At 36.7% G+C, this 18,890-nt stretch carries 12 protein-coding genes; 3 read left to right on the top strand and 9 right to left on the bottom strand.

Features of this window, described 5'->3' with window-relative positions; translation table 11 throughout:
• Nucleotides 1–20: 20 nt before the first annotated feature.
• Both ade and uvrC read left to right on the top strand, forming a co-directional pair.
• Nucleotides 21–1,676: an adenine deaminase gene (gene ade, locus HMPREF9449_RS12200; RefSeq protein WP_009137570.1), complete on the top strand. Its 1,656-nt coding sequence runs from the start codon at nt 21–23 to the stop codon at nt 1,674–1,676.
• 10 nt (nt 1,677–1,686) lie between these two features.
• Nucleotides 1,687–3,492, top strand: a complete 1,806-nt coding sequence (gene uvrC / locus HMPREF9449_RS12195) for an excinuclease ABC subunit UvrC (protein WP_009137569.1) — start codon at nt 1,687–1,689, stop codon at nt 3,490–3,492.
• A 54-nt stretch (nt 3,493–3,546) separates the two neighbouring features.
• Here uvrC and HMPREF9449_RS15960 read toward each other — a convergent pair whose 3' ends face one another.
• The 9 genes from HMPREF9449_RS15960 to polA form a co-directional block, all read right to left on the bottom strand.
• On the bottom strand, nt 3,547–5,340 hold the full coding sequence (locus HMPREF9449_RS15960) for a DUF3857 domain-containing protein (protein ID WP_009137568.1): 1,794 nt from the start codon (nt 5,338–5,340) through the stop codon (nt 3,547–3,549).
• Nucleotides 5,341–5,384: 44 nt separating this feature from the next.
• On the bottom strand, nt 5,385–7,346 hold the full coding sequence (locus tag HMPREF9449_RS12185; protein WP_009137567.1) for a DUF3857 domain-containing protein: 1,962 nt from the start codon (nt 7,344–7,346) through the stop codon (nt 5,385–5,387).
• A 108-nt stretch (nt 7,347–7,454) separates the two neighbouring features.
• Nucleotides 7,455–10,439: a glycoside hydrolase domain-containing protein gene (locus HMPREF9449_RS12180; RefSeq protein WP_009137566.1), complete on the bottom strand. Its 2,985-nt coding sequence runs from the start codon at nt 10,437–10,439 to the stop codon at nt 7,455–7,457.
• Nucleotides 10,440–10,668: 229 nt separating this feature from the next.
• On the bottom strand, nt 10,669–12,318 hold the full coding sequence (locus HMPREF9449_RS12175; protein WP_009137565.1) for a S41 family peptidase: 1,650 nt from the start codon (nt 12,316–12,318) through the stop codon (nt 10,669–10,671).
• A 133-nt stretch (nt 12,319–12,451) separates the two neighbouring features.
• Nucleotides 12,452–12,652 (bottom strand): membrane protein insertion efficiency factor YidD, encoded by a 201-nt coding sequence (yidD, locus tag HMPREF9449_RS12170; protein ID WP_009137564.1) that lies wholly within the window; start codon nt 12,650–12,652, stop codon nt 12,452–12,454.
• Between the two features lie 55 nt (nt 12,653–12,707).
• Nucleotides 12,708–13,094, bottom strand: a complete 387-nt coding sequence (gene rnpA, locus HMPREF9449_RS12165; protein ID WP_040611425.1) for a ribonuclease P protein component — start codon at nt 13,092–13,094, stop codon at nt 12,708–12,710.
• A gap of 234 nt (nt 13,095–13,328) precedes the next feature.
• Complete coding sequence (locus HMPREF9449_RS12160; protein WP_009137562.1) at nt 13,329–14,090, bottom strand: uroporphyrinogen-III synthase; 762 nt, start codon at nt 14,088–14,090, stop codon at nt 13,329–13,331.
• A 32-nt stretch (nt 14,091–14,122) separates the two neighbouring features.
• Nucleotides 14,123–14,887, bottom strand: a complete 765-nt coding sequence (locus tag HMPREF9449_RS12155) for a DUF4271 domain-containing protein (RefSeq protein WP_009137561.1) — start codon at nt 14,885–14,887, stop codon at nt 14,123–14,125.
• A gap of 32 nt (nt 14,888–14,919) precedes the next feature.
• A complete protein-coding gene (gene polA / locus HMPREF9449_RS12150) occupies nt 14,920–17,607 on the bottom strand; it encodes a DNA polymerase I (protein WP_009137560.1) in 2,688 nt (895 codons plus the stop codon).
• Nucleotides 17,608–18,029: 422 nt separating this feature from the next.
• Here polA and HMPREF9449_RS12140 point away from each other — a divergent pair, with 422 nt between their 5' ends.
• Nucleotides 18,030–18,854, top strand: a complete 825-nt coding sequence (locus tag HMPREF9449_RS12140; protein ID WP_009137559.1) for a prephenate dehydratase — start codon at nt 18,030–18,032, stop codon at nt 18,852–18,854.
• The last annotated feature ends 36 nt before the right edge of the window (nt 18,855–18,890 follow it).

Here is an 18,890-nt window from a genome sequence, read left to right as displayed (position 1 = left end):
ATACAAATTAGAATAAAAAGATGAGAAAGGTAGAAGGAAATATTGTCGACGTTTATAATCGGGAAATTTATCCAGGTGAAATTTTAATATCAGAAGAAGGAAAAATAGAGAAAATTGTTCGGAACAAACAAACATACGATTGTTATATTTGTCCGCCTTTTATAGATGCGCATGTACATATTGAAAGTTCTATGTTATTGCCGAAAGAATTTTCACGGTTAATAGTGACAAAAGGTACAGTAGGCATTGTAAATGATCCCCATGAGATCGCAAATGTTTTGGGAGAGGAAGGAATAGAGTTCATGAGAAAAAATGCGGAAGAGGCGGATGTCAAAATGTTTTTTAGTATTCCTTCTTGTGTCCCTGCCACTCCGTTTGATGCGGCAGGAGGAATTATAAGTGCAGAAGGAGTAGAAAAATTAGTCAAAACAAAGACATTTGTTGCCCTGTCCGAAATGATGGATGTTCCCGGAGTATTAAAAGGAGATAAAGAAGTAAAGAGAAAATTAGAAATTGCAAAAGAAAATCATTTGAAAATAGATGGTCATGCTCCGGGAGTGAGAGGAGAAGATTTAAAAAATTATATTGCTGCCGGCATTACTACCGATCATGAGTGCACTACTTTAGAAGAAGCTGTAGAAAAAATAGAAAGAGGAATGAAAATTATGATACGGGAAGGAAGCGCGGCCAAAAATTTCGAAGCTTTACACCCTTTAATAAGATTATATCCTCAGCAAATAATGTTTTGTACGGATGATGCACATCCCGATGAAATAAAAGAGAAAGGACATATTGATAGAATAGTGCGAATGGCTATTGAAAAAGGCTATGATTTATTTGATGTTTTAAAAGCAGCTTCTGTAAATACTATAAAACATTATCATTTATCGATAGGTAGTTTAAAAGAAAATGATACGGCTGATTTTGTAATAGTAAAGGATTTAAAAAATTTTCAGATTATAGCTACATATATTAATGGAATAGAAAAATATAATTTTAAAAATTCTGAATTAAAAGGGACAGAAAATAGAAAACAGGATTATTTTGTACTGAATCGTTTTTGTCATGAGTATCTGTCAAAAAAAGAGATTCAGTATACGTTGAATAAAGGAGATATGCCGGTTATTCAAGTATCAGACGGAAGCTTATGGACAGAAAAAAGAGTTATAAAGAATCAAAATGATAAAATTAATTTTGAAGCGGATACACAAAATGATATTTTGAAAATAGTGTATATAAACCGATACCGAAACGGGAAACCACAAATAGCTTTTATAAAGGGAGTAGGATTGAAAGAAGGAGCTTTCGGGAGCAGTATCTCTCATGATTCTCATAATATTCTGGCGATAGGATGCACAGATGAGGATTTAATGGAATGTATAAACGAAATTATAAGATTGAAAGGAGGCTTGGTGGTGAAAAATGAGAGAGGTTTATTTTCATTGCCATTGCCAGTAGCAGGTATCATGAGCGATCAGACAGCGGATAAGGTGATAAGGAATTACAAAGAATTAAATCGGGAGCTGTCAAAGAACGGCGTTACTTTAAGCTCTCCTTTTATGACTTTAGCTTTTATGTCTTTAATTGTCATTCCTGAGTTGAAAATAGGAGAACAGGGATTGTTTGATTACAGTCAATTTTCATTTATCCGCGAAAAAGAAAATTGGAATTTATAAAGTTAAGTCTATGGCTTTATATGATGATATTTTACGGGAAAAAATAAGTAAACTTCCAAATCTTCCTGGAGTGTATCAATATTTTGATTCATTGGGTAATATTATTTACATAGGTAAGGCTAAAAATCTGAAAAACAGAGTAGTATCTTATTTGAATCAAACAAATCAATCCAATAAAACCCGTTTACTGGTCCGAAATATAGCTGATTTACGATATATTGTAGTAGAGACAGAACAAGATGCACTTCTATTAGAAAATAATTTAATCAAGAAATATAAGCCCCGCTATAATATCCTTTTAAAAGATGACAAAAGCTATCCATGGATTTGCATAAAAAAAGAACCTTTCCCAAAGGTTTTCACGACAAGACGAGTAATAAGAGATGGTTCAGAATATTTTGGACCTTATACATCGGCCCGCTTTGCCAATACGTTGATGACTTTAATTAATAATTTATATAAATTGCGTACTTGTAACCTCCCCTTGACAGCTTCTGCAATTTTAGCTCGTAAATTCAGGGTATGTTTGGAATATCATATTGGCAATTGCTTAGGTCCTTGTGTGGGAGGGATACCGGAAAAGGAATATGATGAATATATAGTACATATCCGAAATATTTTAAAAGGAAATGTGGCTTTAGTCATCGAAATGATGACGAATAAAATGAATGAATTTGCTACAGAATTACAGTTTGAGAAAGCTAATGAAATGAAAGAGGCATTAGTTGCTTTGAAAAATTATCAGGCAAAATCAACTATTGTAAGTTCTACTTTAAATAATATAGATGTATTTTCTTATTTAGAAGACGATCATTATGCTTATGTTAATTATTTAAGAATTATTCACGGAGCTGTAAATCAAGTTCATACAATTGCTTTAGAAAAGAAAGTAGAAGAGGAAAAAGAAGCTTTACTTTCTTTTGCAATTTTAGAAATCCGACAATTGGTGAATAGTCATTCCAAAGAAATAATTGTACCCTTTTATCCGGATGTACAATTAACTGGTATACAATACGTTATTCCAAAAATTGGGGATAAAAAACAATTGTTGGAGTTGTCGGAAAGAAACGTAGCCTATTTTAAATTGGATAAAGACAGACAGAGAGCTATCGTAAAGGAGGATTCAAAATTTAATTTATTAAAAACGATAAAAACCGAGTTAAAATTACCCACTCTTCCGCATCGAATGGAATGTTTTGATAATTCAAATACACAGGGTACAAATCCTGTTGCTTCTTGTGTGGTCTTTATCGATGGAAAACCGGCGAAGCGGGAATACAGAAAGTTTCACGTGAAAACAGTTACCGGACCGGATGATTTTGCTTCCATGGAGGAAATAATTTTCAGGAGATATTCACGGGTTTTGGATGAAGGAAAAGAATTACCGGATTTGATTATTATTGATGGAGGAAAAGGACAGTTGCATTCTGCTGTGAATAGTTTAAAAAAATTAAATCTATATGGAAAAATTCCTATAATTGGTTTAGCCAAACGAATGGAAGAGGTATTTTATCCAGGAGATAAAGATCCTTATTTATTGGCTAAAAATTCTGTTTCTTTGAAAACGTTAATGCATATTCGGGATGAAGCTCATCGTTTTGGGATTACTTTTCATCGGCAATTACGGGAAAAACCCCTTACTAAAAGTGTATTAAATGAAATAAAAGGTATAGGTGTTAAAAGTGAAAGGCAGTTAATAGTACATTTTAAATCAGTTGAAAATATAAAAACTGCAAGTCTGGCGGAATTAATAGCAGCAATAGGTATGGCTAAAGCCCGAATTGTTTATGATTATTTTCATTCCAGTGCTGAATAAAAACCGGAACATATTGTTTAAAATATGTTCCGGAAATATCTGATATAGAGAAATCTAACGAATTATTAAATCCTCAGTACCATTCGAGAGCCAGGAGGTAATTAATTCTCTCAGTTGACCGTATTCTTGTGAAGAAGGCTGATAAACCCTTTTAGAGAGTATAAGATTCTTTTTAATTTTTACTGTTTTATTTTCTTGCTTTAGAGAAATGTCCACCGAACCGGCTTTATTTTTTAAGTGAATTTCTATATTTTTATTTTTTAAATCCTTGTTTTCAGGGAGATGTATAGTATATTCATAATTTTCTTCCAGGAGATATGGTAATTCCAGTGCAGTTTTTCGGTCGCTATTCAACATATTTAATTGCCAAGAGTGTATACCAGTTGGAAGAACAGGTAAATTATACAAAAGATAATCCCCCGCTTGCTGAAGTGTATTTTGGGAGGAGAATTTTATTTCCATCTGATTCGGATCTGAATGAAGGATTTCGGAGTTAATTAATGTTCCGAAATTACGGGTAAGCGTCGACTTATACTGTTTAGAAAAAGCGGGCATCAGATCGTTCAGCGTGTTTCCTGAAGTAGTAATGCTGGCAGAGGTATGTACACCTTCGTCGGTAAAATGAATATCAGCATCGCAGTTAAAAGTCATTTTTGCCGGATTACTGGGCGTAATATTTTGGATTTGATCTTCACGAACAACCCACACTTCTTTGTGTGAAGCAATGGCTTCTAAGGAAGTTGTATTCTGTTGATCCGGGGATAAGAAATAAGGTTGACTATCCGTTTCTACTTTTACAAAAATGTCTTGTCTAGGCTTTATTCCTTTTATTTTATCTTTCAGGGTCTCCGGGTAAACAATTACATAGGCAGGCTTTAAATCTATACTCTTTAACATAGCTATAAATAAGTCTGCTTTTTCTGTTTTTGTACCGTATGCACTTTCTAATACTTCAAAAGGAGGACGGGAAGTATAGGCCAAATTTTCCGGAGTGAGTCCTATAGTGGAAATATTTTTAGTAATATATTCGTAAACAGCTATTAATTTATCTTTCTCCGTAGCAGCGTTTTGAACCAGTTGCCGGGTAAATTCTTTGATTTTTGGATCAATGGGAAGGACTAAATTTTTCTGAAACAGGGAGAGAGCCTGATTAACAGAAGTATATGTACAAGCTGTCAGACGGGGTACATCATATTTATTCGAACTTTGGTAAGGTTCACTTATAGCAGCAGGAATATTTTTCAATTTCCAACGATAGCTTTTCATACCCTCTTTTACGGTAATTTCTGGTTTTACTTTACTGGCAGACAAAGTATAATGCAATTCTTGGTTTTCAGGAATATTGACGATGAGAACATATTCTTTTACAGGACTTAGTTCTTGTAAAACTTCGTCTATATCGGGTGTACTTAAAAAGCTGGGTTTACTAGATAGAGTATAATCTAGGTAGATCGTTGCCCCCAATTCCAAGCCGGTATGAGTAATAACCATTTCTTTTATATGATTGTAAGCCGGTGCATCTGCTGCAGTGGAAGGTAAAACCTCATTAAAAGCATTTTGGGGAGCTTGAATAAGGGTCCCATCTGCTTGTCGGGTATAACTTTCATTGATTTTTAATTCTTGAAAATCGGGATTGTATACAACGAAAGTTTCTCCATAAAGACTGTTGAATGCTTTATGTGTCTTCAGTTTTAGAATTTTATTGTAATGAAATTCGAATTCTCCATTGGGTTTATAAGTAAATTCTTTTACCAATCTGATAAAATCTGCTTCCGATTGTGCATACCCGTTACTGATAGCGTAGAGCGTGCCGATTAGCAGGAAAAAGATATATTTAATCTGTTTCATCGTTTTTATATTTTCATTTAATCATTAATACTTTTTGGGAACATTTATTTCTGGTTTTTTTCTAAAACAATAAGTTGTGTCCCGTAAGATTTGTGTAAATTTACAGCTGTGCGAAAGTCTTGCCAATCTTCAGCTTCATAAACCCTCTTTTTTAGAGTTAGTTTTTGATTCAGTTTAAGACGGTTGTTTTCCTGTTTGAGGGAACCGGCGAAATCTGCTACTTTACTGTTATACTCATCCCTTCTGTTTTCTCCACTCATACGGTAACCTGCCGGAAGCTGAATGGTTTCTTCCAACAAGACTAAACGGGAACAGGCGTCTTTAAATCCTTGTTTCCTTTCTTTTATAGTTGTGTTGATGCGGAGATAAGAACGGGCTCTGTTATATAAATTATTCATAACCAGTGGCTTGAATATTAAAAGATTTTTGCCGCTTATCGCATAATTTGGAATACTGAATTTCATTTCGATTTTGATCGGAGCGGCCGTATAATTTTTAGGGTCTTTGCCGTAATCAACGCTTAAAAGGCGGGCCCGTGGAGAAACGGCTAACAATTCTTTTTCCAGGGCATTTTTCCAATCGTTCATGAAACCGCTGGTAAAAATACGCCTTATGCTACCGTCAGATTGTCCTTCTGCTTCTACAATAAATTTCCCGTTTAAAGTACCGTCGGGGCTAAGACTGGTTTGAGCATTTATCTTAAAGTAATGATTTTCGGGAGCGGAAACGGGGGTTAAAAGTAGGTCGGATCCCTCAGGTATACCGGGAAGGTAATTCTGTTGTTGTTCAGCACTGGACCATAATTCCCGTAGAAAAGGAACCCAAGTGGGGTCTAAGGGCATATAATTTCCATTGGATAACTTTACGACCGCTACACTGTGGTTAAAATGATCGGCAGGAATAGATTCAACTCTTGAACCGGCCATTGTCATCGCCGGATAAGCTTCAAAACCTGCCATACGGAGCATAGAAATTAAAAGAGCAGCTTTATCTTTGCAAACTCCACATCGGTCTGTAAAATTCATTTTTGTATTATGCAGGGTGTAACCTTCTCCTTTCCCCATGGAAATACCAGAATAACGCATATTGTCTGCCACCCAGTGTGTCAATACAGAAATTTTTTCCATTTCTGTTTTACAACCTTTAATCAGTTCGTCTACTTTTTTCTGTGCCTCCGGAGTTGGTTCGAAGCTGCCGTAGTCTTCATTGACTTGGTAAAACCATTTGGATTTAGCTTCCCAATTGGGGGTTGTCGACATCATTAGTTTAGGAGCAACATCAAATAAATCGACCATATTGGGTTCTTTTTCAAAAGGTCGTAGGTCGTACATGCAGAAGGTATAAACTTTTTTATTTCCTTCAAAACGCAGAGAAGAAGCACATTCCCCCTGATAGAATTGATACTGCATATCTTTTTCTTTGGGAATGGATACTTGGTATATCTTGGTTAGGGTAGGATCGTTACTCCAGAAAGGAACGATATCGTAAAATTGCCCGCGCATAGGGGGAACAAAGCGATCCTCATTTTCGTCAGAAGCAAGTAGAGCATAGGTAAACCCTTTTTTAGCAATTTCATAATCGACCACATCACCCGGTTCCAAACGTCCGATTTCTATCATAATTTGACGGGCGCCCCAATAAATAGCTCGTGCCGGAGCAGCATAATCACAGGCTGTTTTTACATCGATGTCTTTTGTACTTCCATTTGCTTTATATATTTTCACTTTTTGAAATTCTGCAAAAGCCGTAAGAGGATCGTAATCATATTTGATAATCCTGTGTTTCAGAGCTCCGGCGGGAGTTTGGATTTTTACAATCCGGTGGATCGTAAAAGAGCCGGATCCTTGGTCGGATACACATACTCCCGTGCTGTCTAGTAAGTTGACTACATCGTATTTTGCTAAATCTTGCTGATTATCAGCTATTTTTAAAAGTTTTTTCCATTCCTGACCTTGTGTTTGTAGGATCAGAAAGAGGGAAATAAAAAGAAAAAATGAACGGTACATAAGATTTTATTTTAAAAGTTTGAATTTCACCTTTCTAACGGGCTTTACAGACATTTTCTATGTTGAAAATTCGCATGTCGTATTTTGTTCTCTCTTTTCAGGTTTTAGTTATTCTAAAATTAAAAGGTAGCCTTTGCCTTTCTCTATTTTAATCGGTTGTAAGGGATCAAATTCTTTTGCTTCTTGAAATAGGGGTATTTCCGGAGCGTATAACCTTACTTTTTCCGGGGAAAGCCCGAGTTGATCCCAATCTATATCCAAGTTCACAGTTGTATCTTTTTCAGCCCAGCTGGCGATAGCAATCAACGTTTTCGCCTTCCGTACGTAACAAGTTGTCAGGACATCTTTATGATTGGTTTTAACGGGGGTATGGGAAGACCAGTAACCAATCATCCGACTGTCTTTTATGCCGAATTCATCCCATGCTTTCCAAAGGTATTGGGCGACCTCGCATCCTTCCCAGTGAAGCCGGGAGGTCATACCATATAACATTCCTCTCCAAGGATTTCCGCAGTCCTGAAGCATTTCCCCCATCAGTCCGTAAGGAATTCCGGAAACTTCTGTTAACCAGTAATCGGGACCCGCATTATAATCAAAATATTCGCCTAACCAAAGGCGGTCCAAATAAGGCATATGTTCCATATAAAGGCAGGCACTATTGATATAACCGTCTTTTTCGTTAAATTGATTGGCAGAATGCAAATCGATACGCGGAGCAGAACAACCGGCATTTAAAACTTTCCGGATACGCTTCATGGTGGTCCGATCGAAGGCCAGGTCATCGATATACAGACCATCTATACCGATGTTCTGGACTAACCAATTCAAGCCTTCTACATAAAAATTATGCCAACGGGAAACCCCTGAATTTACAATCGCGGCATCGGTGTATTTTTCAACAAACCAGGCGGCTATATAATCTTCTTCCAAATGCTCTTGCAACCAGGAAAATCCATTTCCTTTGCCTGCAGAGAAGATTTCATGTCCCAAAGAGCGAAGCGCCCATAATTCCGGAGCCCGGTTTGCTAACTCCCGCACTGTATAATAAATTTTTACTTTACATCCTTTTGAATGGGCTTCGTCTATATACGCTTTCATGAAATCCGGCCGGAAAAATGGATAATTTATATGAGGATTGATGGGCGTCCCGTGATGAATATTTATCGTATTTGCCCCTTGGGCAACAACGTTGTCAATCGGTTCATAACTATGTAAATAACGATCTGTCCATTGTTTTTCTGTATCTATGGGTTTAAAAGGAGTGACAGAGGTCTTAAAAATAAAAGTCAGTTCTTCTCCGGCTTTTAGTGTGCGGGATCCACTATAGGTTTTAATAAGCATATCTTTGCCTTTCCGGCTGAATTTGATACCTCCTTTTCCTTTATTATTCCAACATTCCGGAATAATGAGAGGCTTAGAATGATAAAAATTAGTGTTCAGGGGACGAACGTAATTTTCATCTCTGAATACACAATGTAATCCTGCATTGACTGTACCGATCCAAAATCCTTCCTGGTTTTTTTGAATATTCCATTTCCAATTGTATTCTTTAGGTATACGGGAGCCTTTTTCTCCCATTCCCAACCAATAGGTTGCAACAGAACCATTCATGGGTATTTCCAGCCGAATATCATTTACTGCTGTATTGGCAAGGGCTTTAAGCGTAATTTTATACTCCATAAATCCGTCAAATTCCATTGATGCTTCACAGCGAACATCGAAATTTCCTGCTTTATTGATTGATTCCCAACTGATCTTCCCTTTTTCTTTTTGAGTGAATTGAAAAGATTTATTTTCCCAAGGCAGATTTTTTTTGTTTTGTTCGATGACAAAGCGGAAAGGAGCCTGGATTATTTCTGTGGGGGATTCCCCGATTTCTGTTACTTCATCAGTAAAATAGCTCTGGATAGAAGCCGGTAAGCCAAATGAATTCAGAGAAACTGATCGTCCTAAACAGGCGATGGTATTTCCTGAAAGGGAAAGTGGTGTAAACGGTTTTACAATATCGTCGTCAAAAGCGATGTCCGAATTTAACCAGCGCAAGCGTGATAAACGATAAATATCGCTATCGCCTTTGTCTGTCAGTATTCTGTCGCTTATTGAAAGATTTAAATCCAAAGTCTGAGGTTCTACATTATCGCCGGAAACAGTGACCTCTCCTTTGTATAATCCCATTTGAATGCCTGCAGGTATTTGGATGCCAATCCATAGCGGTCTGATTTGATGTTGAGGAATGTGATAAGCGATTTGCATGGGGCGTTGCAACCAGTCTTTTCCTGCTGTGTTGAAACAAGTGAAAGCGCTTAAAGGAATGGTATCTTTTGTACCGGCCAGGTCATTGAATTCTACTTTTATATTTTTTATGTCTTCTCCTACGGCCCACAAGCCAATTTGAAATACAAAGTATTCATTTTGATCTGCTTCGGCGAAAAAAGGATGTCCTGCGCCTTTTGTAACCCAACGATATGGTATATCCTGAAACATTTTTATCGGATGCAGCCGGTCTTCTGCAAATAGCAGGTATTTTTTATCCGGATGGTCTTGAAGTAATGCGGCTTTTTCCTTTGCTGTAGCAATAATTTCCATGGGATAGAAACTATTAAATGAACCTCGGGATTGAAATCCGATCAAGCTGGCTTCCGGAGCCGTTGTTTCTTGTGTCTGGGCTTGTGCTAGCCAACGAACATCCGGAATCGTTTGCTCACGGGTGTAAAATACTTTCGGATAAGGTCCGCCGGAAGAATGATACGGTAAATAATAAATATAATAGTTTCCCGGGACAGTTTGAGGTTGGAAAAATAAAATACCAAATTCACGGTTGACCTCTTTTCTGTAAAAATTTACGATTTGTTTGCCTGTTTGCGCATCTACAATAATTAATCCTTTTTGTTCCGGATCTTTGTCTCTTCGTCTCCAGGGCAAATAAATTTTTGCTGTCTCTGTAGGGCTGTCTAAGCGCACTATAGCTCTGTGATTTCCTAAAGTATCGGCTTCCCAAAAAGCTGTGCCATATAAAGATTCATCGGGTTTAATTTCTTGTGCAACTGTTGGTAAACTAAAACAGATTGCTAAAAAGAGGAAAAACTTTTTCATATAATAGGGGTTAAATTATTCTGAACCCACGAATTTGGGGATTCATTAGCACAAAAACAAACGTAAATAAATATATTTTAATAAAAAATCAATATCCTAAAAGTATTTTTCTAAGGCCTTGATAAATTATTGTAAAAGCTCAAAAGATCATTTGTCTTTTGAGCTTTTAAGTCTTTGATTATCGGGAAAATAATTTGTGAAGCTATTTACTTTAGCTATAATCCTAGCTTTATTTCTTTAGCAATTTTTGGTATTCCGCAGGATTTTCTAAAATTTCCACTGCTTTTTTTACTTCCTTATCGTGTAACACTTTGTATTCAATGATTCCGCCTAAGTAATAATAGCGTTGCATAAATTGTTCTGCCAGAAAGGAAGAGATCTCTTTTTTAAATACTTCCATGTCCCGATCGATGGAATGAGTAAAATCCTTTTGAAGACTATCCAATTGATTTTTAGCGGTATCGTAATATTTTTCAGCTTTTGCTATTTTAATCAATTTTTCTAATGTCCGCTGAGATTCTGTTTCATAAGAAAAATTTCTTTCTTTTAAATAGTTTTTAAATTGAGAATAAATGTCATCTGTAATGACGAAGTTCGGAATAGAAGAAATTTCCGGATTTTGGAGTGCGTAAGAATTCACAAAATCAAAACACAAATCTCTGAGGACTAACTCTTGGGTGATACGTGCATAATTTTCGGCTTCGATTTGGATATCCGGACTGATTCCTCCTCCATCATAAACTGTACGTCCTCCTTTTGTCGAATAGGCTGTGATCAAAGAATCCGGTACTTTGCCTACACTACCGTCAGGATTTCTATGAGAATAATCCAATGCTTGAATGCAACGTCCACTCGGAATATAATACTTGGCTGTTGTAATTTTTGCTTTGGTGTTGTAAGCTAAATCTCTTACGGTTTGTACTAAACCTTTTCCAAAAGAGCGTTCTCCGATAAGGACGCCCCGGTCATAATCCTGAAAAGCTCCTGAAACGATTTCTGCAGCAGAAGCAGTGCCCCGGTCGATTAAGACTGCGAGAGGCATATCCGGTACGATGGGGTTCTTTGTGGCAATATACTCTTTATCCCATTGTTTTACTTTCCCTTTTGTAGCTAATATTTTGGATCCTTTAGGTAGGAAAAAATTACTAATTTCTACGGCTTGTTCTAATAACCCGCCCGAATTTCCTCTTAAATCAAAAACGAGAGATTGAGCACCTTGATTTTTGAGATCGATAATGGCTTTACGGACGTCTGTTGCCGCTTTATCTGTAAAACTGTTTAGATAAATATAACCGATACTGTCGGTTATTAATCCGTAATAGGGGACGCTTGGCAATTGTATTTTTTCCCGTATGGCTTTTTTCTCCAGCGGTTTTTCAAATCCCTCTCTTTTCACTTTGATTAAAATTTCTTTTCCCGGTTGCCCTCTCAATAATTCACTTACTTCAGAACTCGTCTTGCCTTTTATCGTTTTTCCATCTATCGATATAATAATATCCCCTGGCAGGAGCCCGGCTTTATCTGCGGGCGAATCTTTGTAGGGTTCCCGGATAATGATTCCCTCTCCTCTTTTGCTGATAACAGCGCCAATTCCTGCATATTCCCCTGTCGTCATCAGTTTTACATCTTCTGTTTGAGACTCAGGATAATAGATCGTATAGGGGTCCAATGAATTAAGCATGGCATTGATACTTTCAGTGACCAGATCCTCAGGTTTAATTTCATCTACATAAAGCATGTTGATGTCCCGGAACAACGTTGCATAAATATTGAGTTGCTTGCTGATTTCAAAGTTACGGTCATCACTTTTGAGAGCAACAATTCCCAACCCGAGGGTGAGTATCCCAAAAATAATAATTAGGATTTTTTTTGTTTTCATTACCAATAAATTACAATTGTAAATTCTCTATTAATTAAGCGAAAGTACACTTTTCTCAGGAAAGTTGAAAATTATTATTCATTATAATGGATGTCTTTTAATCTTTTAAAGAAGTTTTTTTCACTTTTCACGGTTAAGGAACGGGATCATATCCACTGCCGCCCCAGGGATGACAGGAAAGAATACGTTTCAAGGCTAAGCCTAATCCTTTCAGTGGGCCGTGTTTCCGAATCGCTTCGATGGCATATTGCGAACAGGTAGGAGTATAGCGGCAAGTGGGAGGTTTTAAAGGAGAAATGCAATACTGATAGAACCGGATAGGTAATAAAAGCATAAAAATAACACAACGTTTAAGAAAAACGAGAAAAGAAGGATGAGATATTTTATAGTTATTCCGGGACACGATAAAAATGGATAATAATTTTTTGTATTGCCGATTGAATGGCTTTTTCTATTTTGCTGTATTCGAGTACGGTGTTATCTATATAAATGAAAAGAATATCTAAGGTTTCATAACCTTGACTATCTTTGTAAAGTTCTGATTTATGCATGCGATAAGCTTCCCGGGTCAAGCGCTTAAGCCGGTTTCTTTTTACAGCCCGCTTAAATTTTTTTTTGCTGACGCTAATACCCATCCTTGCTGGATATTCTCCTTGGAGAGAGGATTTCTTGACAAGGACCCGGAAAGGAAATTTGACAAAACTAAAATCTGAATGGACTAATTCTTCAAATAAATTTTTGTTACAGAGACGTTCAGATTTACAAAATGTGTTCATAATAGGAGAGAGGAGGTCCAAAAAAGGTTTTTGTGTAAAAACAATAACTTTTCTCGTTTCAGGCGTAAAACTTCAGTTGGATAAGTTGAAATTGATCCGGAACTTCAGCTTTGTTTCTCTGCTTACTTACCCGTCTGTTTCCGAAAAGAACTTTCTCACAAAGAGACTGATTTTTGGACGACCTCTTTTGTTTTAATTGGAAATTATTTATATCCGATCTGCGTAAAAAGACCTCTATTTAACTTTATTGTCTTTATTATACTTTTTAATGAATTCTTCTATAGCCATTGTCATAGAAGGACATTTCGCTGTAGGAGCCTGTATGTCCAGCCGTAATCCGGCTTCTTCTACGGCTTCTGCTGTTGCGGGACCGAAAGCTGCAATAATAGTGGTATCCTGTACAAAATCCGGAAAATTTTGAAAAAGAGACTTTATTCCGGAAGGTGTATAGAAAGCAATAATATCATATTCTTTCAGATTTTGGATATCGCTTAAATCGCTGGCCACTGTTTTATACAAAATTGCTTTTGTATATTTCAAGTGTAATTGATCCAAAAGTGCGGGAATATTTTCTTTGTGAATGTCTGATAGAGGCACTAAAAAATTTTCTGTTTTATGCTTTAACAGAATCTTCGTCATATCATCGACTTTCTTATCCCCGTAAAAAATCTTCCTTTTCCGGTAAACAATATATTTTTGTAAATAGAATGCTGTCGCTTCAGATATACAGAAATATTTCATTGTGTCTGGAACCGTAACCCTTAATTCTCCACAAATCCTGAAAAAATGATCAATAGCAGTACGACTCGTAAAAATGATAGCGGTGTGGTCCAGAATATTGACTTTCTCCTGCCTGAACTCTTTAACCGTTACCCCTTCTACCTTTATAAAGGGTCTGAATTCCAATTTCAGATTGTATTTTTCTGCTAAATCAAAATAAGGAGATTTTTCTGTTGCCGGCTTAGGTTGTGAAACAAGTACCTTTTTGATCTTCAACGTTGTAAGTTTTAAATATTAATACTCACTTATTACAATGCCACATACTTATATAAAATAAGTAAGGGTATTACTTCGAGGGCACAAAGGTACAAAATCATATACAAAATTGAAACTCTATAAGTGAATAATATTTCAAACCACCGTATTAATTTAACAAGATAAAACATTACTAAACAGATTGTAATAATTTTTGCCAGTAAGGGAAGAGCAAATAACTTGACGAAAAAAAGCGATAATACGAGTGGAGAAAGGAATAACCCGATCAAAATATTATAAGTCCAGATATTTACAATTACTTCTTCCTTTACGTTACGGATATTGAATGTCCAAGCCAATAAGCGGACCGTACAGAGCGTGCAGATATGATAAAGTATTAAAAAACAGAATATGTAAATAATAGGTTTGAGATAGAAAGCATGAAAAGAAAAATATGCGATTCCGGTAGCGAGTATAGAAAAAGAAAGGAATAAAGCCAGAATATAATATCCTAAGTTAGAAGGAATACCTTCATTTAAAATCAATTCATATTTTTTTCTTTTGATCAGAACGCTCAGCATAAGCGAGAACAGGCCTTTGCTTCGTATGCGTAAAAAAGCAAAAATAATGAGAAAAACCAGCGTATATATCAGGCTGCCTGCAATATGTCCCGGTTTATTCAAGGGCAGGATCGGATTGAAGCTCTTGAGCGGAATATAGATAACCGAATCTTGCCTTTCCTCACCAGCAATAAAGCAAGGATTACTTTTGTCTCCAGTTGTTTCTGTATAAATAAAATTGGTGTCGGGGGCCTGCATTTAACTTGAATATAAATAAATAGACATTATCTTTAATGGGCTTCGTACCAATTTTCCCCAAATCCGGTACTGACAGTTAAAGGTACAGAAAGTTTGACTACATTTTCCATGCATTCCGTAACCAATTGCCGTAATGCTTCTTGCTCTTCTTTATGGCATTTAAAATTCAATTCATCATGTACCTGAAGAATCATTTTAGATTTCATTTTTCTTTCCTCTAATTGTTTGTGGATACAAATCATTGCCATCTTAATGATGTCAGCAGCGGAGCCTTGGATAGGAGCATTGATCGCATTTCTCTCTGCCATACCCCGGATCACCGCGTTTCTGGAGTTTATATCCCGAAGGTAACGCCGTCTTCCCATAATTGTTTCCACGTATTGTTTTTTCCGGGCTTTTTCTACAGATTCTTCCATATATTTTTTTACTCCGGGATAAAGTTCGAAATAACCTTCTATGAGTTCCTTCCCTTCTTTCCGGCTGATATGGAGTCTTTCTGCCAGTCCCCAAGCTGAAATTCCGTATATAATTCCAAAATTTGCTGTTTTGGCTCTTCGTCTCATTTCTGAAGTAACTTCTCCCATGGGAATATGATATATCTTTGCCGCAGTGGCTGTATGTACATCTTCCCCATGCCGGAATGCCTCTATCAATTGTGGGGTTTGGCTGAGGTGGGCCATGAGACGCAATTCTACTTGAGAGTAATCGGCGGAGAAAAACAGATAGTGATCATCACCTGTAATAAAAGCTTTGCGTATTTCCCTTCCTTCTTCTGTCCGGATGGGAATATTTTGAAGGTTCGGGTTCAAACTGCTAAGTCTGCCAGTGGCAGCTTCTGCCTGATTGAAGTGGGTATGAATTTTGCCGGTATCAGCATCAATATAAGTAGGTAGAGCTTCTGCATAAGTACTTAATAATTTTTTTAATCCCCGGTAATCGAGAATTTTGCTGACAATCGGATGTTCATTTTCCAGTTTCGCCAATACTTGTTCAGAGGTGCTGTATTGTCCGGTTTTTGTCTTTTTATTTCCGCCGTCGACATTCATTTCGTCGAAAAGTACTTCTCCCAATTGTTTCGGAGAACCGATATTGAAGGGATGACCGGCAATAGCATAGATTTCTCTTTCTAACTCTTCTATCCGGATTTTTAATCCTTCCGAAATACGTTGTAATTCTTCCGTATCGATAGAAACCCCTTCGTATTCCATATCTGCCAGTACAAATACCAAAGGCATTTCTATATCGTTGAAAAGCCGGATTAATCCTGTTTCCATAAGCGCTGCATTCAATGCTGCTTTTAATCGGAATAACACATCGGCTTTCTCAGCAAAGTCATAATCTTCCTGAGCTTCATCCTCGAAAAAAAGAGAAAGCTGACGATTTGTTTTTTGAGGTTCAGATAAAGTGTAATGGAGGTATTGTAAAGCAATACGCGTCAATTCATGTGACATATCCGGATGTAAGACATAATGGGCGATTTTTATATCAAAAATCGAATTTTTTAATGAAATACCTGCCCTTTTCAGCCAGATGATATCGTCTTTTACATCTGGAGAAATCAACGTTTTTTCCGGATTTTCGAGAAGAGACCGGAATAACTGAATTGTTTTTTCCGCTTCTTCTTTAGCGTCCGGGAGTTTGATAAAATCTACCCGGTGATTTTCTGTGGAAAAACAGATCCAGGTAGGATAAGAACTATAGATTGTGCCAGAAATAAAAACAGAATGAAAGACGTATTCCCTTACTTTTTCCAATTCTTGGATTAAATTTTCAATGTCTTTGCTACGATCTGAATATTTTACTTTTACGTCGCATAAATGTTCTGTTTTCTCTTCTTCCTTATCCGTTTCTATTAATCTTCTGGAAAGGGAAAATAATTCCAATTCTTTGAAAATCGGTTCCAGGGTTTTTATATTAATATGCTCCTTGGTTAAGTCGTCTGCCATATATTCGGTGGGAACATCCGCATTTATGGTTACTAAAGTCCGGGACAGGTGTACGGTCGGCTGGCAAGCGAGAAGGTTTTCTTTCTGTTTCCCTTTTAATTCGTCAATATGGGCATATATACCGTCAATATCTCCATATTTGTATACCAGAGTTGCTGCACTTTTGGGACCGATTCCTGAGCAGCCGGGAACATTGTCTGCTGCGTCACCCATTAATCCTAAAATATCGACAACCTGACTGATCTTTTCAATTCCGAAATGATCCAATACTTCCGGAATGCCCCATACTTCCGATTTATTCCCGGAACGTCCGGGCTTGTACATAAATATTTTTTCACTGACTAATTGGGCATAGTCTTTGTCTGGAGTGATCATGTATACGGTATATCCGGATTTTTCTGCTTTGCGGGCAATGGTTCCAATGACATCGTCGGCTTCGAATCCAGGAATTTCAATACATTTTATACCTAAACCTTTAATAATGTCTTTGATGTAAGGAATGGATTTTCGTAAATCTTCGGGCATCTTTGGACGTTGGGCTTTATAAGGGGCATACATTTCGTGACGGAACGTCGGACCTTCCGGATCGAATACAACTGCGATATGGGTCGGTTTTTCAAGTTCCAGTAATTCCAGTAAAAAATTGCAAAAACCAAAAGTTGCTGATGTATTTATGCCAGTCGTTGTGATACGAGGGTTATGGATAAAGGCATAATAAGATCTGTATATGAGTGCATATGCATCTAAAAGATATAAAGTTTTATTTTCTGACATGAAATTATTTTTGTGTGTTTACTCCGACAAAGGTAAAAATAAAACGGAAAAAAAGAGGGAATGTTTTGGAGTTAAAGAAAATGTTTTTACTTTTGCAACCAATACAAAAAACTGTAAGATGAAGCCTTTTTCTGTTGCCTATTATTTTTACTATTATTACTTTTTTAGCAAGAAGTAAAGGGCTTTGGTATGTAAATTTTATAAATAAGATAAAACGGAGCCCTGAAAAATCAGGGCTTTTTTATTGACACAAGATGGGACAATTTCGATTTAGCAACGGTTATTATTTTCATTTCTACTTTTATTGTATGAAAAGTAGCCGGTAGGCGTATATTTGTCTTGGACTTGAATAAAAAGATTTAATATGACCCCCGGCTTAAGCTGGGGGTTTTTATTTTAGATACACACTAAACAAGAAATAAATGAAAAAGAAGATTGCGATTCAAGGGGTACACGGATGTTTTCACGAACAGGCTGCCCGTTTATATTACGGAGAAGAGATCGAGGTGGTAGAATGCCTGAGCTTTGAAGATTTGTTTGTCAGCTTGGAACAGAAAACGGCGGATGGAGCTGTTATGGCTATTGAAAATACGGTTTCAGGGGGACTGTTACCTAATTATTCACTTTTACACAAATACGGAAAACAAATAAAAGGGGAGGTATTTTTACGCATTAAGCAAAATCTTATGGCTTTGCCGGGGCAGAAAATAGAAGATATTCGTGAAGTTCATTCCCATTATATGGCTATTGCCCAAACACGAAGTTTTTTTCAGGAATATCCTCATATCCGTTTGATCGAATCGGAAGATACGGCTAAAAGTGCTGCTGATATCGCAACTAAGCGGCAAATGCATGTTGGCGCCATCGCTTCCGGTTTAGCGGCAGAGTTGTTTGGCCTGGAGATTCTTCAGGAAAGTATAGAAACTCATAAACAGAATTTTACCCGTTTTTTAATTTTAGATGATAAGTTGAATGTAGAGAAAAGAGATATCGATAAATCATCGATTTGCTTTACTATTCCTCATGTCAAAGGAAGGCTTTCTCAGATTTTATCTATCTTTTCTTTTTATGATCTGAATCTGACAAAAATTCAGTCTTTACCCATTCCGGGGAAGGAGTGGCAGTATTTTTTCTATGTGGACCTTAAATTTGAAGAATATAATCGTTATCGAGAAGCCATGAATGCTGTACAGCCTTTGATGGAAGATGTAAAAATTATGGGAGAATATAAAAGTTATAACGAATGAGAAAGATCAGAATTGTAAATTATAATAACTTAAAAA

This window comes from Odoribacter laneus YIT 12061 (genome assembly GCF_000243215.1).
GTDB classification, from domain to species: Bacteria; Bacteroidota; Bacteroidia; order Bacteroidales; family Marinifilaceae; genus Culturomica; species Culturomica lanea.
The sequence above is the reverse complement of the archived record's forward strand: the minus strand, read 5'-3'. Positions and strand labels throughout refer to the sequence as shown.